Origin of the sequence: Turicibacter sp. GALT-G1 (assembly GCF_025594995.1) — a bacterium.
GTDB lineage: Bacteria > Bacillota_I > Bacilli_A > MOL361 > Turicibacteraceae > Turicibacter > Turicibacter bilis.
Genome location: NZ_JAMQUS010000040.1, coordinates 26801 through 52389, shown reverse-complemented (window position 1 = coordinate 52389; position 25589 = coordinate 26801). Strand labels below are relative to the sequence as shown.

Below are 25589 nucleotides of genomic sequence, written 5' to 3'. Positions count from 1 at the left end.
AACTAATAACTACTCTTTTACTTTTATATGACGATATAAGAAGCAATCCTTTTTAATCATTCAACGTATTAATTCAGTTCTCTTATGATTTGAAAAGACGTACCGCTGCAATGGCTTTTTTCCATCCTCCATACAGTGTTTCTCGTTGTTCTTCTGTAATTCTGGCCTTATATTGTTGATTCGATTGCCAATAAGAAGCAATCTCATCCATACTCTTATAAACACCCGTTGCAAGCCCTGCTAAATAGGCGACACCTAAGGCGGTTGTTTCTGTTGTCATCGGAACAGATACATCAACTCCTAAAATATCACTTTGAAATTGCATTAAAAAGCTATTTTTAGCAGCACCACCGTCTACTTTTAAAACATTCATCGAATGCCCTAAATCTTCTTCCATCGCGGTGATTACATCTTTACTTTGATATGCAATCGCTTCAAGCGTCGCACGAATAAAATGTTCTTTGCTCGTTCCTCGGCTTAAACCAAACACACCACCACGAACATCACTATCCCAATAGGGCGTTCCTAGCCCAACAAAGGCTGGGACAACATATACACCACCGCAATCTGTCACACGATTTGCATAGTCTTCCGAATCTTTAGCATGTTTAATTATGCGAAGTCCATCGCGCAACCATTGAATGGCGCTCCCACCAATAAACACGCTCCCTTCTAAGGCATAATGTATTTCATTATTAATTTTCCAAGCAATCGTTGTTAGTAAACCGTGGCTTGAAAGGACTGGCTCAGTTCCTGTATTCATTAAGACGAAACATCCCGTTCCATATGTGTTTTTAACATCACCTTTATAAAAGCAATTCTGACCAAATAAAGCTGCCTGTTGGTCACCACAAACTGCAGCAATGGGTAGCGGAATCCCTGTCATATAATCCATCGTATACGTATAGACTTCTGAAGTTTGTCTCACTTCAGGTAAGATACTCTTTGGAATACTGAATAGCTCTAGTAATTCCTCATCCCATGTTCCTGTATGAATATTAAATAGTAATGTACGTGAAGCATTCGTCACATCTGTAATATGTGTTTTTCCCCCTGATAGCTTCCAAACTAAGTAACTATCCACCGTCCCAAATAACACCTCACCTTTCGCCACTTTCTCTTGAATTCCTGGAACATGATCTAGTAAAAAGCGAATTTTTGACGCAGAAAAGTAAGGATCAATTAAAAGCCCTGTCTTTTCTTTAACGATAGCTTCTAGCCCTTGAGCTTTCCAGTTTTCACAAATGGATTCTGTCTGTCTCGATTGCCAGACAATTGCATGATAAAGTGGGCGCCCTGTTTTTTTATCCCATAAAATTGTTGTTTCACGTTGATTTGTAATCCCAATTCCTTTAATATCCTGAACATCAATTTTAGGGGATAATAAGACGCTATTTAAAACAGATAATGTAGAAATCCAAATCTCATTCGCATCTTGCTCCACCCATCCCGATGTTGGATATAAACAAGTAATCTCACGTTGTGACTGTTCAATAACCTGACCTTGTTTATTAAAGACAATCGCCCTTGTACTTGTCGTCCCTTGATCAATTGCTAGTATTAAGTCCATTTCACCCTCTCCTTTAATAAAAGAAACCGTTTTACTTATTATACCACGTTTTAATTTTACCAATCATATAAATGATAAAGCCTCTGCTATGTGCATACAGTTTATAGACGACGTAATTTATTGGAGGATTTATGTTTAAAAAACTGAAGCGTCAGCTCATGCTTGCCTTAGTGCTTTTTCTTATCGCCGATTTATTGGCGATTTATCTGACGACAACTCATCCTTCATCGATTCCAAAACATTTACAATCCCGCTTAACTCACAAGATTGAGATAGTGGATCAAATTCGTGTGAATGAAATGGAATTTATCCTCTATCATGACTTAGCAACAGATCAATTAGATATCGCCTGGTATGAACCCAATGCTCTTTTATTTTGGCGATATAACTTTTCTGGGGGGCACACCACTTCAAGTGGAGCCTATGTGAACCGATGTCAGACCTATCAAACATCAGATTATTTCCTCGTTTGGGGAATCAATGAAGACTTACGAGCAAGTACGTTAAAAATATCATTAAACAATGAAACCTTTATTGAAGATTTATCACAAGAGCTTTATTTTATAAAGGTTTATCCTTTAAATGGAGAATTTCCAGATACCATTTATTGTTCATTTTATAATAAAAATCATGAAAATATCTCTTCTTATTTCTTCGAATCTTTTAGTCAATAATGATACAATTTCGTCAAATTCTCCCTTCTTGTTGAATAAACTATAGGTAAGACAAGAAATAAAAGGGGGATTTTTCTATGACTAAAGAGTATTATATTACTTATAAGCGTCATGAAGGCTCTATTGACTTTAGTGGAAATGGAGTCGACATTTATTACCTCTTCTTTGTCATTCATGAATTAGGGCGTCTGATCTATGAACTTGAGTATGAAGATATTCTAGACCCAAATGTTTTAGTAACCTTGAAACAATTAAACCTTCATCAAACCATTGCAGAAATTGAACGTATGATTCGATACATGAGCAAACACCCAGCTCCTTCCATTGAACTTATTGCTCATGTTGAGACCAATTATGATGAAGACCCAACAGCTACTATTCAACTCATCGAAATGAATGGAAAACATTCCAAAACAGAACTCATGAGTGACCTTTATCTATTCCAATTATTTTCTCACATGAATTTGTTGCAAGGTTATAGCTTTTCAGATTCAGAAGTCATCACTGAATCAAAAAAAGATTATCTTCTCACATAAATAAAACCACCCATTTTTTCATGGGTGGTTTTACATTTTAGATCTCCAACACATTGAAGTTTTTAATAATAAAGTTGCCGCCAAAAGCAAGTGATGGTGACAAAGTAGTGATTAATCACCTATTTTTCAAAAAAAGTTAATACATTCCTTTCGTGTAATCACAATTGCTTCATCCCCCTCAGAATGAAACGATAACTCTATCATTAGAGCTTGTGAGTCACAAAGATTAATTTACCATATGCTGAATGCGGTTTCAACATAAAAGATGTGTCTTTTTGATGGTATTCGATTGAAATCCTCTCCAAGTAAAAAGAATATCATTCAATTTCATCAAATAATGCTAACACAATACCTAAATAAAAAAGCGACTACTTCCTCCCAATTAGAAGCAATCGCTTAATGAAGCTTTCCCGATATAAAACTTCATTTCAAACTTATAAACTATCATAAAGTAAATAATAAAAATTTAAAAATTATTTTTCCATTATTAAAGTAATAACCCCTTATTACTTTATACTTTCCCCGCTAATTAAACTCTCTCGCATCACTCTAATCTTAATAATTTACCCTAAATAAATACCCATTTTGTATTGACATTGATTATAAATCTCCCAAATTTATAACCCATCAACACTAAAAAACGAAACAATTGAATCAAAACATTACCCATAATTTATTTTATATCGGTTCCCACGCCGATATAAAACCCCAAATAACATGATCCCCTAAAGGTTATACATGTTTGATAAACGTCTAAGTTCATCTTTCATTTCTTCCACTAAGCTAGGTGGAGATAATACTTTGATACTGCTTGATTGACTGAATAACCACATGACAATCCCTTTACCATATACTTCAGCCTCAATTACATATTTATCAAAGTCTTGTTCTAAAATGGTAGCCGTTGGTAAACGATCAAGTACAGGTTCAATTTTTGGACCATAAAATTCAAACTTTAATTTAATTAACTCGCCAAGAAACATAAACTGTATTCTTTTTCTAAACTCTCCTTCTTCAAATCGGTTAGAATAAGGCAAGTAAAATTGACGATTTATTACACGATAATTTTCAAATCGATCAACTCGAAAGACTCGCAAATAATTATTATTTAGTGTTTCACTACTATATGAATCATATTTCGTTTCTTCCATATAGCCAATTAAATAAAAGTAAAAATCTGAAAACATGATACTTACTGGTTTTAAGTGCCGACGTAATCGTTTATGGTCTCCTCGAATATATGAGACTTCTATAATCTGTCGATTATGAATAATCTCACTTAACTCCCAAACTTTATCTAATACATCGCGATTATGTTTTAATGGAACATAATTAAATAATTCGTTTCCAATGAGCTCTTTAATCAATTTACGATCCGATAACTCTAGCTGATTCAGTAATGTATTAATTAAATAATTCATTTCTTTCTCGTTAAAAGCTCGACTCGCTAATAAAATCTTTACCATCGCTAACAAACCTTCTCGTTTCAAGTTTTGATTCTCGCTTCCTAGTAGCTGATAACCACGATATTTACGGCTATATTTTAACTCTAAACTTGCATATTCAGGCTGATTTGCTAAATAGAATTTGATTTGCTCAATATCTCGTTGGATTGACTTATTATTTACACCAAACTCAAAAGCTAATTGTTCTTTATTTAATACCTTTCCCTTTACTAAACGCTCATAAATAGATAAAATCCGATGAACTCTGTGATCTTTCTCTTTATACATTATTATACCATTTCCTCAACATTATATCATTTTACCTGGACATACATTGTCCATTTATATAAATTATATGACATTTATCACATTTTTTGTATAAAATATACAAAATTACACAGAATTTAGGTATTTATATTAGATGGTTATCTTTAATAGAAAACAATAAAAAAAGTAAACTAAACACAAGCTAAGCAGCTCAACTTAATGCTAGTTCACTTTTAAATTTATTATTTCAAAATAAATAGTACTGATTATTACCTCTCAAACCTTTAACTGCTGATTCTATTTTTTAATGACATTATTCATAACCGCTTGATGAAACTAAAATTTTACCTAAATAAAAATAGCACCCAATAATGGATGCTATCGAATGACTTTTCTATTGATTCATTTTTTGTTTTTCGACTGCCCAAGCACTGGCAATCATATCTTTAACGGCTGGATGTTTTGGTGTCCATCCTAAAATTTCTTGTGCTTTTACACTAGATGCGATTAATTTAGCTGGGTCACCTGCACGACGTGGTGAGATAATTGCCGGAATTGGATGATTCGTTACTTCACGTGCCGCTTCAATCATTTCAAGAACACTGAATCCTTCTCCATTTCCTAAGTTACAAATGGTACTATCTCCACCGTTGACTAAATATTGCATCGCTAAAATATGTGCCTCTGCTAAATCACAAACGTGGATGTAGTCACGAATACAAGTTCCATCTGCTGTGTCATAATCATCTCCGAAGACATTAATTGCTTCGCGTCGTCCTGATGCAACTTGTAAAATGATTGGAATTAAGTGAGTTTCTGGATCATGTTTCTCACCGATTACCCCCGATGGATGAGCTCCCGCTACGTTAAAATAACGTAATGACACATAGTTTGCCCCGTGAGCTTTATGATACCAGTTAATCATACGCTCCATCGCTAATTTTGTTTCTCCATAAACGTTTGTTGGATTTGTTGGATCCGTTTCTAAAATTGGAATATTTTGTGCCTCTCCATATGTTGCCGCTGTTGATGAGAAGACGATGTTATTAACGCCACAGTCAACCATCGCTTTTAATAAAACATTAGTTCCGCTCATATTATTATCATAATATTTATACGGATTTGTCATACTTTCCCCAACTAATGAATAAGCCGCAAAATGAATGACTCCATCTACCTTTTCTTTACGTAACACTTCTGTCATAAAACGATAATCTGCAATACTTCCATGATAGAAAGTTGCATCTTTATGAACATCTTGACGATGTCCTGTGACTAAATTATCAACGACAACAACTTCATGTCCTTGTTCAATTAACGCATATACAGCATGAGATCCAATATACCCTGCTCCACCTGTTACTAAAACTTTCATTTCTCTTCCTCCTTATAATGAACGATTGATAGTATTAATAAAACGTTGAATACCTTCTAATCCTTCATCTGTTAATTTATATACACCACAACACTCTAAAATTTCAACAAATTTTTTTCCAACTTCAGTTTCAATAACAGACATAGCTTCATCAGCTGCCACTGATTCGTAGCGTGTTAGCATTTCATTTAACCAAGGAAGATGTTTTTCAAGTCCTGCTTCCTCTAACATATTCGCATCACGAGCAACTAGCGCTTGTTTCACTACTTCTAACTCATCTTTAAGACGACCTGGTAAGACGGCTAATCCCATGACCTCAATTAAACCAATGTTCTCTTTCTTTAAATGATGTAAGTGAGCATGTGGATGATAAATTCCATCTGGATGCTCGTCTGATGTACGGTTATTTCGTAACACTAAATCTAACTCGTATTTTCCGTTTTTAAAACGTGCGATTGGTGTAATCGTATTATGAGGCACCCCATCTGTGTGGGCAAAAATACCTAATGCCTCATCACTGTACTGACGCCATGTGTTTAGAATGATTTCTCCTAGTTCAACAAGCCGCTCACGATTTTCACCTTTTAAACGTAAGACACTTAATGGCCAATTAACAAATCCAACTTCAACATCTTTAAAGTTTAAAACATTTAATGTTTTTAAAATCGGTGCTGTTTCCATTGCGAACTGATAAGCTCCCCCTTGGAAGTGATCATGTGTTAAAATCGATCCTCCAACAATCGGTAAATCCGCATTTGAACCTAGGAAGTAGTGTTTAAATTGATCAACAAATTGTAATAAACGCTCAAATGTTAAACGAGAAATTTTCATTGGTTCATGAGCACCTTTTAAAACGATGCAATGTTCATTGTAGTAAACATATGGTGAGTATTGTAAGAACCATTCTTCATTCGTTAATTCTAATGGAATAATACGATGGTTTTGGCGAGCTGGATGATTTAATGTTCCAGCATAACCAACGTTTTCTTTACACAATAAACAGTTTGGATAGTTTGAACTTGGTAAGCTTTTTGCCAAAGCGATGGCTTTTGGATCTTTTTCAGGCTTTGACAAGTTAATCGTAATATCTAAATCCCCGTATAGGGTTGTTGTTTTCCAGCTTAAGTTTTTAGCTACACGGCTGACGCGAATATAGTTTGAAGCTTTGCTTAAATCATAATAATACTTTGTTGCTTCTTCTGGATTTTGAGCATGAAGATTGTTAAATGTTTTAATCACTTCAGATGGACGTGGCATTAAACAATCCATGATTTTAGTATCTAATAAATCACGATGATCCACGCTGTCACACTCAAGCACTCCATTTGATGCTGCATAATCTAAGATAGCCCCTAAAATTTCACTTGGGTTTTCCATTGATGGTAGTTCCACCGCTTCATATTCAAACGATGGAACTCTTAAAATATCAATGATTTTATTGGCAGCGTATAATAAATCTGCCTCTTCAATCATGTGATGCTGTAATCCAAAACTGATTAAACGATTAATTTCATAATTGATATTCATGCTCTACTCTCCCCTTATGTCAACTAAGCTAATGTTTTTGTTCCGTCTCCAATCGTTGCTACATATAACTCAGCATCATAACCGATTGCTTCTTTATATCCTTTAGCGATTGCTTCTTTAACCGCTTCTACTGCATCATTTCGAACTAACGCAATGGCACATCCACCAAATCCAGCACCCGTCATACGTGCTCCTAATACACCCTCTTGCGCCCACGCTAATTCAACAATTGTATCTAACTCTTTACCTGTAACCTCATAATCATCACGTAATGATTTATGTGATTCATTTAATAATTTTCCAAATCGATGTAAATCTCCACTTGCTAATACTTCAATCGCTAATTTTACACGTTCATTTTCAGTAACAGCATGTTTAGCACGGCGATATAAAACATCTTTATTTATCACATTTGATACACGATCAAATTCAGCAACTGTTAAATCACATAAGAAGTTAATATCTACTACTGTTTTTAATAACTCTAATGCGGCGTCACATTCTTGACGACGTTCATTGTATTTTGAATCTGCTAATTCACGTTTTTTATTAGTATTCATAATTAAAATGGAATTATCTCCTAGGTTTGCTTTCGCATACTCATAGCTTAAATCATTGGTATTTAACTTAATCGCGTAATCTTTTTTCCCCATTCCGATAGCAAACTGATCCATGATTCCACAGTTCACCCCAACATAAACGTTCTCAGCTTTTTGAGATAATTTCACCATATCGATCATTGAAATGTCATATCCATGTAATTCTTTTAAAATTTGAGAAACTAGTAATTCGAGCGAAGCTGATGATGATAGTCCTGAACCGTTTGGAATGGTTCCGTAAACATATGCATCAAATCCAGTTGGAATTTCAAATCCTACTTCTTTAAATTGCACCATCACACCTTTGACATAAACACTCCAGTGCTCATCATCTGCATGTGATAAATCAGTTAAATCGAACTCGATGATTCCTCGGTCCTCAAAGTTCCCTGAGTATAAGCGTACTTTTTGATCTTCACGAGGTGCAACAACGGCATATGTTCCGTAAGTAATCGCAGATGGGAAAACACATCCCCCGTTATAATCAATATGTTCCCCAATTAAGTTAACACGTCCCGGTGAGAAAAATAATTTTGTATTTTCATTTTCCCCAAATACCTTTTCAAATGCTGATTTTAAATTTTCAATATTCATTCTTTAATCTTCCTCTCTATGTTTATTCATTCTCTGATTGACTCTCATCTGATCGCTATACTAAAATTCTATACTTTTTTAGTAAAAAAATCAATAGAACTTTCTTAAAACCCTTACATTTTTCAGAATTTGTTGAGTTGATGCTGTTTTATTTTATGAAACTTAATGATAAAATAATAAACGAAACAATGATGAACGCATTCATTTTTTTACGAAGGGAGGCTATCACAAATGGCTAAAATTAAAGATATTGCCGATTTAACTGGTTTTTCAATTACAACAGTTTCACGTGTATTAAACCAAGATAAAAATTTCAACGTATCGGATGAAACAAGATTAAAAATTATGGCAACAGCTGAGAAATTAAATTACGTTCCATTAAGCAAACGTAATAAATCAAGCAAAAAAAATATAACCTTAACAATTGGACTTGTTTATTGGTACTCAGTGGCTGAGGAAATTACTGACCCTTACTACATGTCCATTCGTTTAGCTATCGAAAATCATTGCCAATTACATAATATCAACTTACAAAAAATCTACTTACCTATGAAATCATTTGATGATATCTCAGCGATGAATTTAGATGGATTAATCGCATTAGGAAAGTACAGTGAAGAGGAAATTCAAACGCTTCACACACTAAACCAACACCTTGTTTTAGTGGATTGTTACTCTAAACATTACAACATTGATGTCGTAATGGCCGATTTAAAAGAGGCCACGAAAGATATCATTTCTTATTTACTTGATTTAGAACTGAAAAAAATTGGTTTCATCTGTGGAATTGAAAAAACATTAGATGGACAAGAATTATTAGATATTCGTTTAACAACTTACATTAATCAAATGTCTAAGCTTAAATCATTCAATCAGAACAATGTTTATTTGGGGGCTTTCACGGCAGATTCAGGATATGAAATTATGTCGGAGATTATTAAACAAGGAAAATTATTAGATGCTTATATCGTCGCTTCAGATGCCATGGCTATTGGCTGCTTAAAAGCATTAAACGAAAATAATATTAAAGTGCCTGATGTTGTTTCAATCATTAGTTACGATAATATCTCATTATCACAATATACCATTCCATCATTAACAACAATTGATATGAATACAAAACACATGGGTGAAACTGCACTAGATTTACTTGTAGAACGTATTAATAACGATCGTGAAATTGCTAAAAAGGTTACCATTCCAACACGATTAATTAAGCGAGCAAGTAGTTTATAACCATCAGATGAGGGGGAAATTTTAAATGGTTACTTACAAAAAATTAGAAAAAGGGACATTCAATGGTGTTAATGTCATTGAATACAGCATGAAAAATGAAGCATTAGAAGTTCGATTTTTAAACATCGGTGGAGTGCTCACTAAAATTGCAATGGCTGAGGACCAATATGAACAAAACTTAGTCTTAAACTACGATCATATCGAAAGCTACTTTAATAATGGATGCTACTTAAATGCCATTATTGGACGCACTTCAAATCGAATTAAAAATGGGCAATTTACGATTAATGGGCAAACTTATCAATTAGATTTAAACAATGGACCAAATAACTTACACGGTGGGGCACAGTGCTTAACTTATGCTGATTTTGAAGTTACTGAAGTTGATTCAGGATACGAGTTAACAACGGTTCTTCCACATCAAACAGAAGGCTTCCCCGGAAACTTAAATGTCAAAGTTCGCTATACATTAGAACAGAACAATTTCATTGTGTCTTACCAGGCAACAACGGATCAAGACACCATTGTAAACTTAACGCAGCATGCTTACTTTAACCTATCTGGTAATCTAAGCACGAACATTTATAATCACGAACTTCAAATTAAAGCAGATTATATCGCTGAAATTGATGATAACTTATCATTTACTAAAAAGTTAATCCCTGTTTCTAATACACTATTCGATTTCAATACACCGACTATCATCAATCCGGAAACAAAAGAAGTATTACCAGTATTCGAAAAAGCATCGGGATACGATCACCTATACATTTTATCGGATACGAAAGAAGTCGTAACATTTAAAGATTTAACATCAAATCGTACGTTAAAAATTTCAACAACATCGCCTTCTATGCAATTTTACGCTGGTAACTTCTTAACTGAAGATTTAGTCTTTGAAAACGGCCGTCGCGGAGAACCCCATTTAGGCGCTTGTTTTGAAACACACTTAGTTCCATTTGATTTTGAATCACAACTCTTAAAACCAGGTGAAGCTTACTCACAAAGCACAACATTCACCTTCACAAAATAACCCAAAAGGGCTGTCTCAACATGAGACAGCCCTTTTACTATGCACTTTTTACTCCATTCATCAAAGTCCACTTAATCTTACATGTTGACTGTTTCATCTAGGAAATATATAAGTCCAGATAAGTTTTTTACATCTTAAAAACTAAAGCCCTAGCAGTTGAGGATTAGATTTCTTTCAGAAATCACTAGGTGACCCAAGCCCTACCAGTTGAAGAAACATTTTCTTCGAAAATGCCAGGAGCCTCTGGACTACAGAATGCCTACGTATCAAAGGGAATAACCAACTAAGACTGATATAGAATTGTAAAGTACATTTCTACTTCTATATAGTTAATAATTCATCTCTTTATCTCATATGTTAGCAATAGACAGAAGAAGGGAGGGACTATAAATGCGAATTGCTTATTATGAGGCCGAGTATTTAGAGGAATGCGCAGAACTTTTACAAAAGGTTTATAACAATGAGCAATGGGGATGTCATTGGTCAGAAATAAAATCAAAAAAATATATTGCAGAATTAAGTCAGATTCCACGCTTTGTTGGATTTCTTCTTTTAAATGATGAGGAAGAACTAATTGGGGCTGCACTTTGCCATGAACGAACATGGTGGTATAAAGATGAGCTCTTTATTGATGAATTCTTTATTGATCCAGACTCACAACAACGGGGATACGGTTCAAAGTTACTCAAATATATGACTAAATATTCAAAAGAACAAAAATTGGCTGGGTTAACTTTAATGACAAATAATCTGATTGTCGCTGATTTCTATCATAAAAATAAATTCCATGATCATGAAATCTATTTTATGTACAAGGGTGTTGAAAATATTGCAGACTAAATGAATTTTAATCTTGTCATCCTCCTCTAAAAAAGGTATAACACCCTAACTAATAGAAGGGAGAAATGTGCATGGAATTTAAAATCGAACGCGCAAAACAATTAAAAGAAAAACCAGTTGAGACAAAATTAGGATTTGGTCGTCATTTTTCTGACCATATGTTAGTCATTGATTATACGGAAGGAATCGGTTGGCACGATGGACGAATCATACCGTACGGACCGATTGAAATGGATCCTGCTTGCATGGTCTTACACTATGCCCAAGAAACATTCGAAGGGTTAAAGGCTTATCGACATACTGATGGGAGCATTGCCCTATTCCGTCCAGAAATTAATGCACAACGCTTAATTAAATCAAATGAGCGTCTTTGTATGCCTCCTGTTCCAGTTGATTTATTTTTAAAGGGAATTGAAGAACTCGTCAAATACGAACAAGACTGGGTACCAAAAGAACCAAGAACATCACTTTATATTCGCCCATTCTGCTTTGCAACAGAATCAGGAGTTGGATTACATCCTTCGAAAAAATATAAATTTGTCGTTATCCTTTCACCTGTCGGTGACTACTATCCTGAAGGAGTCAATCCAGTAAAAATTTGGGTTGAAGATGAATATGTACGAGCTGTCAAAGGAGGAACTGGTTTTGCTAAATGCGGAGGTAACTATGCAGCAAGTATCGCAGCTCAAGTCAAAGCTGAACAAAATGGTTATACCCAAGTGCTTTAGTTAGATGGTGTTCATCGAAAATACGTTGAAGAAGTTGGAACAATGAATGTTATGTTTTTAATTAATGACACCGTTGTAACGACCCCACTAGAAGGTTCTATTTTACCTGGTATCACTCGTGATTCAATCATTACTCTTTTAAAAGATTTGGGAGTAACTGTTGAAGAACGTCATTTAAGTATTGATGAACTCATGGAAGCAGGACGAACTGGCGCTTTAAAAGAAGCTTTTGGAACGGGAACAGCAGCCGTTATTTCACCTATCGGAGAGATTCATTACAAAGATGAAACAGTAATAATCAATAATTTCAAAACTGGAAAATTAACTAAAAAATTATATGATACATTAACTGGCATTCAATGGGGGCGAGTTGAAGATCCCTATCATTGGATAAAAATTTTAAAATAGAGAAAAACTGAGACTCGATGGTAAGAGTCTCAGTTTTTTAGTCATGAAAAAAGAGGACGGTTGCCCTCTTATTCATTATTTTGTTAATTCTAATGCTGCATTAAAATCTTCTAACGCTTTAGCTGCTGCTTCTTCAGGAGTTGCTAAACCTTCCCAAACTGAACGATATAATGTTTCCGCTGGTGTCCAAAAGCTTGCCATTTCAGGAATACTTGGCATTGCCTCAGAGAACTGAGCTTGTTCTAAGATCCCCATTACATACTGATCATCAGAAAGGCCATCGATAACACTTGGATCTTTTAAAGCCGGAATAGATCCACGAACTTTATAAAGAATTTCTAATCCTTCATCAGAAACCATAAATTCTAACACTTCACGAGCTGCTTCAGCATTTTTTGTATAAGAGCTCATACACGCAATAATATTTCCTGAGAATGTAACAGGCTGATTACCATTAATTGTTGGAATAGTTGTAATTCCCCATTCAAAATCAGCATTTTTTTGAATTTCAGAAATCGCCCATGGTCCAACAATAATATAAGGAACTGTTCCTTTAGCAAATTCAACTTCAACAGTATCTGTTGTTAAGTCAGCGTAAGGGACATCTAAATATTTTCTCATCAATTGATAATAAGTTAACCCATCAATTACTTCTTGAGTATTAAAGTTAATTTTTTCTGGATCATTATGATCTGGTCCAAATAATTGATATCCAAATGCAGTTAAGAAAAAGTGCATCGTATATGAATTTCCTGTTTCCATTCGAATGATAAATTTATTTTCTGCTGTATTATTAAATTCGTCCCCTTGAGCTTTAATCTCATCCCAAGTTTCCGCTACTTCAAATCCATATTTATCTAATAATGTTTTATTATAGAAAAATGCAACTGATTCAGTTGATAGTGGAACCCCATAATACGTTCCGTCAAACTCAACTGTTTGTACTGATCCCTCGATGAAACGCTCCTGAACTTGGCTTGTTAACTTCTCACCTAAGGGTAATAAGATTTGTGATTGAATTGATTGAGCCATTCCATCGTGTGGCTGAATGAAGATATCTGGCCCTACCCCCGCTGGACCATCTAACTCTAATTTTGTACGAGTATCTGTCGACTCCACATGCTCCCACTGAATATCATACTGTGGGTATTTTGCTTCAACTGCCTCTTCTAAAGCCTCTGCATATTCATCATAATCTAACCATAATTTAACGACTGTTTTTCCATCATCTGTTGACTGTACCTTATTTTCATCTTTTGGTGCATCATTACTGCACCCTACTAATCCCGCTACAGATAATCCAGTTGCTAATAAGATTGACATTACTTTTTTCATTCAATACTTCCCCCTCACAATTTAAATAATCTTCACTGAATAGTTCATTTTACTACTAATCTTTAACTTTTTCTCATGATAGACAACAGCATTGATTGTTTACACTTATCAGAAAATATTTGTCAATCAATTCCTATCTATCCTATCATTTTACCTTCGGTGATCATTTCTCTCACTCATAATGGTAGCGATTACATTTTAGCATATTTTAATAATATTGTGCTTAATATTTACGAAAAAAAATAATAATATAAACTGTTTTATCTTTTCATTTCAAACAATCTTACAAATTCCCATCTTACTAAAATAAAAAAGACATGTTTAACACATGTCCCTTTTAATGAGCACTTCATTTGTCTAAAAATGTCTATTAACAGTAACATCTTAAATTAAGTAAGGTGTTAACTCACCCTTTAATACCGAAGCATTCAACGTATGTGCACGAACAGTCATAGGTACTCCAATACCTAAACTTAATACCCCTAAAATCGATTTAGCATCTACTTGATATGCATCTCGTTGCAATTGAATTTCATAGCCATAGTGGTTCGCAATATTAACAAACGCTTTAACATCTTCAATCGAATGAAATTGAACCTGATACATTCTCATCAAAATCACAATCCTTTCTGACACATAACTGCCATCTTCTAATAAAATCATATTCCTTATAATAACGACTCGTTCAAAGAAAACGTATCGCAAACTTCTGCGACCATCCCAATTCTTGATAGATAACAATCCTCAATCATATTTTCATGTACAAATCAATTGAGTGTGTGAATAACTGTATAAAGAAAAAATGTGCAATCTAAAAATGAGATCGCACATTTTTTGTATGTTTTAAGTATGTGATATTTAAAATTATTTTGCCGCTTCAATGACAAAGCTAAATTCATAGTTTTGGTTTGCTGGAATTTCGAAGCATTCTTCTGGACGAGCCCCCCAAGAATCATCGCCTCCAACTCCCATTTCTTTTAAGTTGATAGATAATACTGTTTTGTGTACTGGTGGTAATTCATAGTGATGGTAAGCAGCTTCTAATTCATGGGCTGAATACGGAAGCGCACTGAAGCTTAATGGTGTTTCTCCACTGATGCGTAATCCTTTTCCTTCTTCATTTGTTACAGTAGCAAAGCGTACTCCTGTATGATTACCACATGCTTGTGGAATAACATATCCCGCTACATTATCAACCACTTTATTAGTGAATGTTCCAAGGCGTGCTCCAAATTCACGGTCTGCATATGTTTCATCTGGTCCAAATCCACGCCAAGTTAACGTATCAAAATCAGCTGGTATTGCTAAATCCATCCCAAACTTGAACATGTTAGGTAATCCTTCAACCCCATTGTAGCTCATTGTGATATGAATTTGTCCATAAGAGTTAATGAAGTATTTAACAGCTGCGTGTGAAACAGGCATTGTATTTAAATTGTAAGTAAAGATAACTTCTAATCCATCAACACGACGGTTAATTTCCATATTTTCATGGAAGGCATATAGGCTTGCTAATTTCCATTGTGCCATACGAACTGGGGCTTGATTTCCGCGGTCATTATCCGTTGATGCACGCCAGAAACTTGGCATTAACGATAAGTTGGGTTGATGAATATATTCAACTCCATCGTATTTTAATGAAACGATACGTCCTAAGTTTTTCGCAAAGATAACTTCAAACCCATCTCCATTAATTCCAACATTAACATCCCCCTCAGCGATGTTAAACTCTTTAACTTCACGTTTTACTTCTTCTTTCACCGCTTCAATCACACGTTGTCCAAATGCGATTTCATGTCCAGCCTCAGCATAAGCTGTCCCTTCTTTTAAACAAACTGATACAGTAACCACTTGTTCAAGTGAAGATGAAGTTAGATTAATTCCTAAATCAATAAATGCTTTGCTTAATGGAGCTAATTTTTCAACTGTTTCTCCACTAGCAATCACTTGGTCACCTTCTTCAACTTGCCACTTAATGACATACTCACTTAAATCAGTGAAGCAATGTTTATTATAGATGTCTGCTCCTGTATCTTTTACTTCAATTGCAAATGGTTGATAAGCTCCCTTAATCGCTTGGATTTTTGGTGAAACCTCACGATTTGCATAAATGATTCCATTCACACAGAAGTTATAATCCGTTGGTTGATCACCAAAATCTCCACCGAATGCTAAGTATGGGTTGCCATAACGATCTTTCGACCATAAGGCTTGATCGATGTAATCCCAAATGAAACCACCTTGATACATTTCATATTCATCTTCTAATTCAATATAACGATCCATTCCACCATTTGAGTTCCCCATAGCATGTGTATACTCACATAAAATGAATGGTTTTTCTGGATTATTATCTAAGAATTCACGGATTTCTGGCACTTTTGCATACATACGGCTTTCCATATCTGATGTATCATTAAAACGACGATCCCAGAACACTCCTTCATAGTGGACTAAACGTGTGTTATCTCGGTCTCTAAAGTACTGTGACATTTTGTATAAGTTCTCTCCACCATAACTTTCATTCCCACATGACCAAATCACGATACTTGGATGATTTTTATCTCGCTCAAGCATTGACTTGGCACGGTCTAAAATGATTTCTAAAAACTCTGGACGGCCATTTGGAATAGTGACATCCTTCTCTTCAACTGCCCCCATACGTTGCCATGTTCCGTGTGTTTCTAAATTTGTTTCATCAATCATGTATAATCCATATTCATCACATAATTCATAGAAATACGATGCATTTGGATAATGTGACGTACGAACGGAGTTGAAGTTATGCTCTTTTAAGAATTTAACATCCCACTCCATCTCTTCCTTTGTAACAGAACGCCCATATGTTGCACTAAATTCATGACGATTGACCCCACGGAAAACAATGCGTTTTCCATTGATGCACATCACTTTATCAATCATTTTAAACTCACGAATTCCGACACGTTGGCAAACAGCCTCTACGACTTCTCCATTCACTTTTAGTTCTAATTGTAACTCATATAAATAAGGATATTCGGCACTCCATAAATTCGCATGTTCAACTTCTAACGATAAAGTGGCCGTTCCATCGATGACATCACACGTTCCAGCAGATACTCTACGCCCTTGTGCATCGACTAAATTAGCAACGATGGTTGATTCTTCTCCCGTTACATTAAACTCCACTTCAACAGTTGCGTCTTGATAATTATTTTTTAAATGAGTTTTTACAAATAAATCTTCAATATGAGTTGTTGGAGTAGTAAACAAATAAATGTCACGGAAGATTCCTGATAAACGCCAGAAATCTTGATCTTCTAACCAACTTCCAGTTGACCATTTATAAACTTGTACGGCTAATTTATTTTGACCTTCACGGTTAATATACTCTGTTAAATCAAATTCACTTGGTGTGAAACTATCTTCACTATATCCAACGTATTCCCCGTTACACCAAACGTTGAATGCTGTCTCCACTCCTTGGAATGAGATATAAACTTTTTGTCCATTCCACTCAGCTGGTACTTCAAAATAAGTCACATATGATGCTGTTGGATTATATTTAACTGGGATATAAGGTGGCTTTAATTCTTCATGTCCATCCCATGCGTACTGTGTATTGACGTAGTGCGGTTTATCATATCCTTGTAATTGAATATGCCCCGGTACTAAAATTTTTTCAAAATCTGAATAATCTGCTTCTAACGCCTCAAACCCCTCTGGGCGTGTCGCAACATTTTCACTATACTTAAATAACCATTCTCCATTTAAACATTGACGCCATGACATCTCTGATTTATTCATCGCTTCTTCTAACGTTTGATAATAACGATGGTCACTATGAGCTTTTAAACGATTAATTTCAAAAATTTCAGGATTCGTTAATAGTGCTTGAATATCTTGCGATGTTTTCATTCTGACTTCCCCTTTTTTAGTAAAATTTTATCATTTTTACAAATAGATATTATCATATATTCAACTTAGTGTAAACGATTTCTAATATTTTTGTGTTTTTTTACCCACAAAAATTAATACTTCTTATCAGTATCTTTGGCATCAAAAAAACACCTCATCACAGGTTCTTCTGCTTTGAGGTGTTTCAATTTTTATTAATAAGCTAAAATTTCAGCTCCATCTTCTGTAATTAAGATCGTATACTCCCACTGAGCCGATGGCTTACGATCAGCTGTATAGATTGTCCATCCATCTGATTCATGTTCTTCAATTTCAGCAACTCCCATATTAATCATCGGTTCAATCGTAAATATCATCCCAGGGACAATTAAGCAATCTGTTCCACGGACTCCAACATGACTAACGTATGGCTCTTCATGGAATTCAACACCAACCCCATGTCCTCCAATGTTTTGCACAACTGTATACCCATTTTTAGCAGCATGCTCAGAAATAGCCGCTCCAATATCACCAATGTATCCCCAAGGTTTTGCTTCAGCAAGTCCAAGATCTAAACACTCTTTAGCAACACGGACTAATTTTTGTTTTTCTTCATCAACTTCACCAATCATAAACATACGTGACGCATCCGCATAATATCCGTTAACAATCGTTGTCACATCAACATTTACGATATCTCCTGATTTTAAGACTTCATCGTCACTTGGAATTCCGTGACAAACAACTTCATTAATTGAAGTACAAATACTTTTCGGGAATCCATGATAATTTAATGGGGCTGGCGTTCCGCCTAATTCGATTGTATACTCGTGAGCAATTTTATTTAATTCTTCCGTACTCATACCTTCTTTAATAACTTCTGCAATTTTATCGAGTACCATCGTATTGATTTTACCCGCATGACGAATTCCTTCAATTTGCTCTTTTGTTTTTAAAAGCTCACGTGTTGGAACTTCATCACCTTGATGATAATGTTTAGCAATTTTCTCTTCAATCGGCAAGTGGCATTGTTTAAATTTCTTTCCACTTCCACACCAACATTTATCATTACGTCCTATTTTCATAAGTATCACCTTTTTGCTTATAAAATAACTTTCATTTATTACTATACTACTATTATGGAAAAAATCCTATCTTTAAGCACGATGTTCTAAAGATATATAAATCGAAATAAGTTTTTAAACGTTAAAAACTTTTATAGCCCTATCAGTGGAGGAAAGCTACGAGTTCGCAAGCTCACTCCGTAGCATAGGTGACCCCAACCCTAGCAATTGAGGAATATATCTCTTGCAGAAATCGCTAGTTAACCCAAGCCCTAGTAATTGTAGATTAGATTTCTTGCAGAAATCGCTAGTTAACCCAAGCCCTAGTAATTGTAGATTAGATTTCTTGCAGAAATCGCTAGGTGACCCCTGGACTATAGTATGCCTTGAATAGCATAAATGTCAAACCTCTAGTTTGCTATAGTAAATATAGAGAATATTTCTGTATGAATATAGTGACTTTCAAAACAAAAAGACTGAGCTTCATGAATGACGATTCATTCATCTCCCCCAGTCTAATGATACAACATTAAGATGCTTTATTATTTAATTTCCCTTCAATGACAGAGGCAATTCCACTCTCATGCATTTGAGGTAGTTTTAGTTGCTCTGTACTTATTTCATTTAATTGAATACGAGTTGCTGTTTCAATTCCACTCTTTAGTAAGTTCACTGAATCTCCCATGCGCGTTAATCCGTTGTCATAGTATTGTCGACTAATTCCAAGTACATTTGGTAAAATATCGACGCTATACCATCCTTGATATTCTAAGTTATGAATGTTTAACGTCGTTTTTACCTTTTGATAGAATGAATGATATTTATAATCGACATTTAAAATTAGTGGAATCATACTTGTATGCCAATCATTCACATAAATTTCTGAAATTTTTGTTCCTAGATATGGAAGAGCTTCAAGCACTGCACGATTGAAAAAGACGAAGCGCTCAGCATCATCTTCATAGCCATAAATCTCTTCACGCGTAAAATATCTATCATTTCCGATAAATAAATAAGTCACTGAATCTTGAACTAATTTAAAAAGAGAAGCTCGAGCTTCTGTCGATCCTACTTTAATTGGTAAGTCCATTAACCATTCCATAGTCGTTCCGTAAACTTCCGTAATTTCTTTATACTTAGGTAAAGCAATGATTAATGAGCGACCGTCTTTAATTGTTTGAGTTGCAAAAGCGGCAGCTGTTTTTCCCAATTCTCCTAACGAAGTAAATGGTTCACATTCAGTCACGACATAAGCAATAGTCTTAGCCTCCCTTGACTTCTTCACTACTTTAGGTGTTGTTTCAATAGTTTCATTCGTATCTTTTCCACGACAAATATGACGGCTTAATGTTGCTAACTGTGTTTCATCTAATTTAGACTGAGCTTTAACTTCAATTCCGATTTCATGACAAATGGCTACAAGCTCCTTGCTTGTCATCCCATAATTTCTAGCAAATTCGTATACTCTCATCGTATATCCCCCCTGTTAAACAAGATTTAACATATAACAACATTTTAGCATTTACACTCTTGTTTGAAAATCTAACTTCTTGTAAAACCATTCAAATGACGCAATAGTTAACCGTTTACAACATCGATATCACAACTTTTTGACACACTTCACCTCAAATTCTCCTTCAAATGTCGGAAAAACAGTTGTGAATCCATACATAATTTCTAGGAATCTTGCATAAAATTTTACTTTATTAATTTGGAATTCATTGATTACTTCGACACTCCCTATCAATTCCAAAGCTCAAATACTTTTAACTAAAGCCAAGGAACAATATGTTGCCCCATCAAAGAGAGAAGTAGCCTTCCTGCTAATAAAACTGAGCCGATTCCATCATTTTCACATTTTTCTTTAACAACTATATACGCAGTGGTAATTTTTATAATTTCACCGCTGCTATCCTCAATCTATATAGAGCCCGAAATGTATTTTATCATTTTGAATTATTCTTAGTTGCTTAACCGATTTAAGACGAAAGCTCCCTATAGTCCAGATAAAAGTTTTTTGTCATATGAAAAACTTATCGGGGCTTATATACAATAAGGAAATACAACTTGAATCAAAAAAATCAGCGGATAAGAATCCGCTGATTTCATTTACTATGCTTGCACTGCAGCTCCCTTTAATTCAACACCTGAATGATGACGAGCTTCTAATTCTTTTAAGTTATTACGAGCTTCTAATTCATTAAGAACTTCTTCATGGAAGTCACCATTTAATTTATAGTATTTTTTATAAATAGCGAAGCATAAAACAATAAAGATAATTGGTGCAATCGTCATTAAACTGCGCATTCCCATAATAGTTCCAGCAGATTGCTCTTGGTTCGCTACATATCCCATCATTTGTAATCCAACACCAATTGCCCATCCACTGAAAGCAGATGCTGATTTTACTAATAATGTTTGACAAGAGAAAATAATACTTTCATTACGTGTCCCAAGTTTATATTCACCATAGTCAACAACATCAGCTAACATAACTGTTGTAGAAGCTAAGACGAATCCGCCTCCACCACGTACTAATAATGCAGATAAGATAACTAATAATGCATTATCGGGAGCCCAAATTCCAGAAACTAATAATCCAATTAATCCAATCACAGGAACGAAACATCCTACTTTGAATAACTTTTGACGTCCAATTTTTTGAGCTAAGATTGGGAATAATAATAATCCACCAATTTCTGCAAACCCGGCAAATCCGTTGTAAATTTTAAACATTCCTTCATTACCTGTTGCATACTTGAAGTAGTAAAGCGCCATCCCACCTAAAAGCTGTAACATTAAGTTCATACATAAAACAACACCGATGAACACTTTTAATTGATCATTTTGACCAATAATTTTAAATGTTTGTTTTAATGTCACACGCTCAGCTTTTTTTGTTGTTTTATCTGCTGTTTTTGTTGAAGGCTCTTTGACATTAATACATGTTATTAAAGAAGAAACGATGAAGATAACAGCGATAATAAATGCTAATGATTCATATCCTTTTACATCATTCCCTTGCCCTAATTTAGCAACGAAAGTTAAACCGAATGTCCCGATTGTTAATCCACCAATACTAGCGAAAATACGAGGAATTACCGCCACTTTTTCACGTTCAGCTTTATCTTGTGTTAAAGATGGAATCATTGACCAATAAGGAATATCCATAATTGTGTAAGTCATTCCCCATAAAATATACATCACTGAGAAATATGCATATAATGGTAATCCATCTAAATCTGGTTTTTTGAATAAGAAGAATAATACGATAGCATTAATAATCGTACCGATTAAAATCCATGGTCTAAATTTCCCCCATTTTGTTCTCGTATTATCAACGACCATCCCCATCATCGGGTCATTGACCGTATCCCAAATACGTGCGATTAAGAAAAGTGTCCCGACGAATGCAGGCGCTAAACCAATCGTATCAGTAAAATAAATCATTAAGTAAGTACCAACAATACCGTAAACTAAGTCTTTACCTAGTGCCCCTATTCCATAAGAGTACTTTGCCTTTGCAGTTAGTTGCATTTTAACCTCTCCTTTTTTAACTTTTACACCCCGTCCCTCTCTTGGGTTGCAATCGTTTTCAAACCTCTCATGCTAATAATATACTATATTTGAAATCGTTTTACAATAGCTATTGTACTAAAAAAGTATTTTTTTTACTAATAAAAATAGATTGATTTTACTTTAATTTACGTGAAGTATTTTTAAAATGTTAACAGGTCATATTCAAAAACAATCTACGCCATGTTTTATCTTATTTTATCCTTTTACATTGATATAAATAAAAAGTATTATACTAAAATAATCGTTCAAATTGTATTTAGTCTAGTATTCGAATGATCTTTTGCTTAAGCAGATTATTCCGAGATTCTATTAACATCTCCGTCTCATTTAATGAAAAAAGAGTGTTGCATCAAACAACACTCTTTTGAGTTTTATTATGCTTTTTTAAATTTAATAATCGTACTTGCGTAGTCCCCGCTTAATTTCACATCAATTCCATGGTTCATTAAATATGATCCTGATTTTTTCATTTCAGTTCCAGCTAATGTAAAGGTATATTGTGCATTAGCATCTAATCCACGTAATTTCACGCGCACTCCAGTACGAGAGATTTGTGTTTGTGGTAAGAATACGAATAATGCAGCTTCTGTTTCATTCGCATACTCATAGCAATAATAGTTGTTGCTAGACGTATGTTGTAAACGATAGAAGTCCCCGTTTTGCACGACTTCACGAATTTGTTTATATTCTTCAATTAACTCTGCTGATAACTTCATGTCTTCATCAGTGAACTTTAAAATATTACATCCCATTCCTAATGTTCCCATCATGGCACTATGGAATTTGAATGTTAATGGGATTGTTGAACGATTATTAGCGTCTGTTACCCATGCACGCATCGCTTTAACTGGATAAACGTATGAATATGTATTTTGAATTGTTAAGCGATCATAGGCATCCGTGTTATCACTTGTCCAAAAATCATCAAATGATGACTCTAACATTCCATAGTCGACACGGCCACCACCTGAGGCACAGGCTTCTAATAATAAATGAGGATATTTTGCTTTGACACGACGTGCAATGTCATATACAGCCTCAATATGACGAAGCCACATATCACGTGACACTCCTGTTTGTGAAATCGGACGGTTCGCATCCCATTTAATATAATCAATCTCATATTTAGATAATAAGTCATCAATCATATTGAAAATGAACTCTTGTACTTCTGGTAATGTCACGTTTAAGACCATTTGGTTACGAGATGTATCATTTACACGATTTTTGAAATGATAAATCCAATCTGGATGATCTTTTAATAATTGTGTTGGCGGGTTCACCATCTCTGGCTCAATCCAAATACCAAACATCATTCCCATGTCCTTAACCGCATGAATTAACGGATTTAATCCTTCTGGGAATTTATCTTCGTTCACATACCAGTCACCTAAACCATCTGCATCACTATGGCGCTCACCAAACCAACCATCATCGATAACAAATAACTCAACACCCATTTCTTTCGCCTTTTTAGCTAAGGCAATTTGCTCATCACAATGCACGTCAAACTCAGTTGCTTCCCATGAGTTATAAAGAACCGGACGAACACCTTCACGAAGCACATTTTGTTTAGCATAATCATGCATGTGATGACTCATCGCCTCAAACCCTTCATTTGTATAACCAAACAACATCGCTGGCACAACAAACTCTTCACCTGGTTGTAACGTAACTAAGCAATCATGAGGATTAATTCCCATTTGAACTAAGGTTCCCCCATAAGGACGTGGCTCAATAATAGTTGAGAAATTCCCACTTAATTTTAAAATCCCAAAGTACACTTCACCTTCAGTTTCAGTCGCGTGACGATCTAAAATGAAGAACGGATTATGATTATGCGTTGAAATACCACGACGGTTTTCTAAAATAATTTTCCCTTGTCCTAATGGTTGCTTAAACTCTTGAAACTCCGCTAACCAACGTCCATGAGAAGATGTTAGTGTTAAATCTTGATAAGGAATATGAATTTGAGCACTATGAATTTTTTCAATCTCTACAACGGCTTGTGTATTATTTTTAACAGACACAGTACGCTCAATTAAATCTTGTTCCTCATACGTTTTATAATGTAAATTGAATTCAAAGTCATAGTACACATCCTTTAAATGGATGATTAACTCCTCTTCAGTTTGTGTGTAGCCTACATACTTATATTCAATATCACGAGTTCCATCAGCAAAAATTACTTTTAAACAGTTTTCTTTATAACGCATTCCACCGAAAACTGGATACTCCTCATCTGTTAAATCAAGAATTGGATCATTACTTGATAATTCTGATAATTCAGGCACTTCAAAATCTTCTAAACCATTTAACTTTGGCCCCCAGTATAAATGGCGTAATAAACCTAAGTTATCTACTGCGAATGCATATGTTGTTTTAGCAGTTTCTACACCAAAAACTAATCGTTTTTCATCAATTAAAAATCCCATACTTTTTCTCCTCTCAACGTTACTCCCTCTTTTAGATAACGTTTTCTAAATTGATTATAATATAGCCCTCTTCTTTATTCAATCATTTTTTAGTAAATTTTTAGTGATAGTAGGAGCTTGAGAGAACATCTCATATAAAGACAAGAAATCCCATTTTACTTCAATAATTAAAATCTTAACCACAATAAGCAATAAAAACTAATCTTAATCATCTGAATATTAATAACATGAGCTTAAACTTTATCGAAAATTTAAATCCTTTCTCACTTTTAAAAAAGACATACAATTAAACTTGTCATTTTGACTACATAAATTTAAAAGAAAAAACTTATCTATTACTAATATTGCTAAAGGAGTGGGCTATAATGATCCCTTTGCCTTTTCAAAGATTTTTCGCAAACATAAAGGGATGAGTCCTTCACAATATCGAAATGAACAACAAAAAAACCTCGTAGACTAAAATCTACG

At 34.6% G+C, this 25589-nt stretch carries 17 protein-coding genes and 2 pseudogenes; 7 read left to right on the top strand and 12 right to left on the bottom strand.

Annotated features, from left to right (window positions below):
* Positions 1-82 precede the first annotated feature (82 nt).
* A complete protein-coding gene (gene glpK, locus NEH74_RS07575; protein WP_055304913.1) occupies positions 83-1570 on the bottom strand; it encodes a glycerol kinase GlpK in 1488 nt (495 codons plus the stop codon).
* A gap of 131 nt (positions 1571-1701) precedes the next feature.
* On the opposite strand from glpK, the gene NEH74_RS07570 reads away from it, so the two are divergent.
* Positions 1702-2244 (top strand): hypothetical protein, encoded by a 543-nt coding sequence (locus tag NEH74_RS07570; RefSeq protein WP_055304915.1) that lies wholly within the window; start codon positions 1702-1704, stop codon positions 2242-2244.
* Between the two features lie 77 nt (positions 2245-2321).
* Entirely contained in the window at positions 2322-2780 is a 459-nt protein-coding gene (locus tag NEH74_RS07565) for a hypothetical protein (RefSeq protein WP_055243339.1), read from the top strand.
* Between the two features lie 725 nt (positions 2781-3505).
* Here NEH74_RS07565 and NEH74_RS07560 read toward each other — a convergent pair.
* The 4 genes from NEH74_RS07560 to NEH74_RS07545 all read right to left on the bottom strand — a co-directional run bounded on the left by NEH74_RS07560 (position 3506) and on the right by NEH74_RS07545 (position 8587).
* Positions 3506-4513 carry a helix-turn-helix transcriptional regulator gene (locus NEH74_RS07560; protein ID WP_055304917.1) on the bottom strand — a complete coding sequence of 336 codons (1008 nt, stop codon included), beginning with the start codon at positions 4511-4513 and terminating at the stop codon, positions 3506-3508.
* Between the two features lie 373 nt (positions 4514-4886).
* On the bottom strand, positions 4887-5867 hold the full coding sequence (gene galE / locus NEH74_RS07555) for a UDP-glucose 4-epimerase GalE (RefSeq protein WP_055304919.1): 981 nt from the start codon (positions 5865-5867) through the stop codon (positions 4887-4889).
* A 12-nt stretch (positions 5868-5879) separates the two neighbouring features.
* Complete coding sequence (galT, locus tag NEH74_RS07550; RefSeq protein WP_055243341.1) at positions 5880-7394, bottom strand: UDP-glucose--hexose-1-phosphate uridylyltransferase; 1515 nt, start codon at positions 7392-7394, stop codon at positions 5880-5882.
* Positions 7395-7417: 23 nt separating this feature from the next.
* Complete coding sequence (locus NEH74_RS07545; protein ID WP_055304921.1) at positions 7418-8587, bottom strand: galactokinase; 1170 nt, start codon at positions 8585-8587, stop codon at positions 7418-7420.
* Between the two features lie 231 nt (positions 8588-8818).
* On the opposite strand from NEH74_RS07545, the gene NEH74_RS07540 reads away from it, so the two are divergent.
* From NEH74_RS07540 to NEH74_RS07525, 4 genes and pseudogenes are all read left to right on the top strand, one after another.
* Positions 8819-9823: a LacI family DNA-binding transcriptional regulator gene (locus NEH74_RS07540; protein ID WP_055243343.1), complete on the top strand. Its 1005-nt coding sequence runs from the start codon at positions 8819-8821 to the stop codon at positions 9821-9823.
* A 25-nt stretch (positions 9824-9848) separates the two neighbouring features.
* Positions 9849-10856: an aldose epimerase family protein gene (locus NEH74_RS07535; RefSeq protein WP_055243344.1), complete on the top strand. Its 1008-nt coding sequence runs from the start codon at positions 9849-9851 to the stop codon at positions 10854-10856.
* A 390-nt stretch (positions 10857-11246) separates the two neighbouring features.
* Positions 11247-11696 (top strand): GNAT family N-acetyltransferase, encoded by a 450-nt coding sequence (locus NEH74_RS07530; protein ID WP_055304922.1) that lies wholly within the window; start codon positions 11247-11249, stop codon positions 11694-11696.
* Between the two features lie 71 nt (positions 11697-11767).
* A pseudogene (locus NEH74_RS07525) lies at positions 11768-12832 on the top strand (branched-chain amino acid aminotransferase).
* A gap of 75 nt (positions 12833-12907) precedes the next feature.
* Here the strand turns inward: NEH74_RS07525 and NEH74_RS07520 are convergent.
* The 7 genes from NEH74_RS07520 to NEH74_RS07490 form a co-directional block, all read right to left on the bottom strand.
* Positions 12908-14167 (bottom strand): maltose ABC transporter substrate-binding protein, encoded by a 1260-nt coding sequence (locus NEH74_RS07520; protein WP_055304925.1) that lies wholly within the window; start codon positions 14165-14167, stop codon positions 12908-12910.
* A 384-nt stretch (positions 14168-14551) separates the two neighbouring features.
* Positions 14552-14779: an HPr family phosphocarrier protein gene (locus NEH74_RS07515; RefSeq protein WP_055244983.1), complete on the bottom strand. Its 228-nt coding sequence runs from the start codon at positions 14777-14779 to the stop codon at positions 14552-14554.
* 252 nt (positions 14780-15031) lie between these two features.
* Entirely contained in the window at positions 15032-18064 is a 3033-nt protein-coding gene (locus NEH74_RS07510; protein WP_262941246.1) for a glycoside hydrolase family 2 TIM barrel-domain containing protein, read from the bottom strand.
* A gap of 194 nt (positions 18065-18258) precedes the next feature.
* Positions 18259-19128: a methionyl aminopeptidase gene (locus NEH74_RS07505; RefSeq protein WP_055304929.1), complete on the bottom strand. Its 870-nt coding sequence runs from the start codon at positions 19126-19128 to the stop codon at positions 18259-18261.
* Positions 19129-19636: 508 nt separating this feature from the next.
* Positions 19637-20578 carry a translation initiation factor IF-2 N-terminal domain-containing protein gene (locus NEH74_RS07500; RefSeq protein WP_055304931.1) on the bottom strand — a complete coding sequence of 314 codons (942 nt, stop codon included), beginning with the start codon at positions 20576-20578 and terminating at the stop codon, positions 19637-19639.
* A 641-nt stretch (positions 20579-21219) separates the two neighbouring features.
* On the bottom strand, positions 21220-22644 hold the full coding sequence (melB, locus tag NEH74_RS07495) for a melibiose:sodium transporter MelB (RefSeq protein ID WP_055304933.1): 1425 nt from the start codon (positions 22642-22644) through the stop codon (positions 21220-21222).
* A 416-nt stretch (positions 22645-23060) separates the two neighbouring features.
* A complete protein-coding gene (locus NEH74_RS07490) occupies positions 23061-25121 on the bottom strand; it encodes an alpha-galactosidase (protein WP_055304935.1) in 2061 nt (686 codons plus the stop codon).
* Positions 25122-25452: 331 nt separating this feature from the next.
* Here NEH74_RS07490 and NEH74_RS07485 point away from each other — a divergent pair.
* Positions 25453-25581, top strand: a pseudogene (locus NEH74_RS07485) (helix-turn-helix domain-containing protein); the annotation flags it as partial.
* Between the last annotated feature and the right edge of the window lie 8 nt (positions 25582-25589).